Source organism: Chamaesiphon sp. OTE_8_metabat_110, assembly GCF_031382685.1.
Classification (GTDB): Bacteria; Cyanobacteriota; Cyanobacteriia; order Cyanobacteriales; family Chamaesiphonaceae; genus Chamaesiphon.
The window spans coordinates 1-1,725 of record NZ_JANMZA010000009.1; the positions used below are offsets into that span (position 1 = coordinate 1).

The window sequence follows — 1,725 nt, forward strand, 5'->3', positions numbered from 1 at the left end:
ATCTTCACCACCAGCCTGAAAGTCACTCCCAACCATCCTTACGATCCCACTCAAATCGACAAATACCTCCGCGACTATCAAACCATCGTGCTGAGAAAGTGCATAGAGGTAGTAGATAAGGAAAATCAACGATCGGTAGATTTCGTCAAATCGGGCGTAAAACCTAATGAGGGCACAGTTTATGCCGTCACCGACAAGCTCCCCGAACTCGATGCTAGCATCCAACTCCTCAAACGATTAATTATTGAAGAGAACCATCAAAATCGACTACCACCGAGCAGTAGCATGACCCTCAACGCACTAATCGGTCAATTACGATCTGTTCCGGTCGAGCCAGAAATGAAGGCAATGGTCGCCAATTTCCGCAATGATTATCAAAATCTGCAATCGACCATCGCATTAGAAACCCAAGCTTTGAAAGATTTCAAATATGGCAAACCGATCGTTCTAAATATTTACACCACCAATAACAGTAAAATCGTCGTTGGCAATTGTAATGTCAGTGAAATTAATACATTCCGTCAATTAGAGGGCAAAGGATCGATCGCGACCAGCGATGGTCTGGTAACGTTTTATCCAGATAATTCAATAAATTTTAAAGGCATTAAATATGAATACGTGTTGGGAGCTACTGCCAAAACTTCAGCCAAAATTGAAGGTAAACAGCAAATAAATGACTTTGAATTTGAAGTTCTCCACGACCGAATCGAAGAACTCAAAGCCGAATCGCGAGCAGTTTTAGCAGAATTTCGGAATGTCATCGAGCAAAGGGGATGGGATAAGCGGGAGGTCTTCGCAGCCACCGCTCAACTCGTGGGCGAAAAGGCCATATCCCAAGACTTTTTACTTAGTTGTTTGCCAGACACTTTAAACGAGTTTGTATTCGATCGAGGTGCCCAAAACATCATCTTGGACACAGAATATGCCAGCTATCTCACCATACCGACCGAATACTTTGTTACCACTGGTGAAAATGACACCAAAAATCTGCGAGCCTTGGCAGAAGTTGATGGTAAACAGCAGTGGATTGAAGCTGGCCGATTGACTGGCTATGGGATTCAACTGCTGGACAAGACTAGCTTCCAGGGCACGATCGAGCCTAACTACAACACCGTCACGTTCAAATCGCCACTGGAAGCAGGAACCCAGCGATCCGTACTGGTGGGCAAACTCACCAGCGAAGGGAAGAATTTAATCGATCGCGGGCAAGTTAGAGATCTCCGTATCGTCCGCACTCAAACACCCAGCTACAGATTGCTAGTGCCATCCGAGCAGATCGACATTAAAGTCAGCAACCTTGCCCCAGAGATTATCGCAGTATTAGGCGATGATAAATCCACCCAATTAAAACTCGCTCGGCTGAAAATATTCGATAATAAATTTTCTGGCATGATGGTCATTAACAATCGAACTTACTATCTATCAGGGGTAAACTTCGATCGATTCGATAAAAAGAATCGGGATAATGTCACCGAATCCATTCGCAAAGAACAGTTTGAATCGATATCAGTCGAGATAGTGAGAGAACCCGAACTCGAATCGACTATCGAGGTTTACAGCAGTGCGACGAAGATTGGAGAGATTACTCAACCTGCCGAACAAAAGTTTTGGGGCAATCGGATTAACGAGCTTGCAGATACCAAGGAGATCTCGATTAAGGTACAGAGTACGATCCCCAAACAAGTTGGATATAAAATATCGATCGATGAGAATACTCTTTACAAC

1 pseudogene is annotated in these 1,725 nt (G+C 44.1%); it reads left to right on the forward strand.

Annotation, left to right across the window (positions count from 1 at the left end):
- Positions 1-1,725 (forward strand): annotated as a pseudogene (locus RMO52_RS00275) (hypothetical protein); the annotation flags it as partial.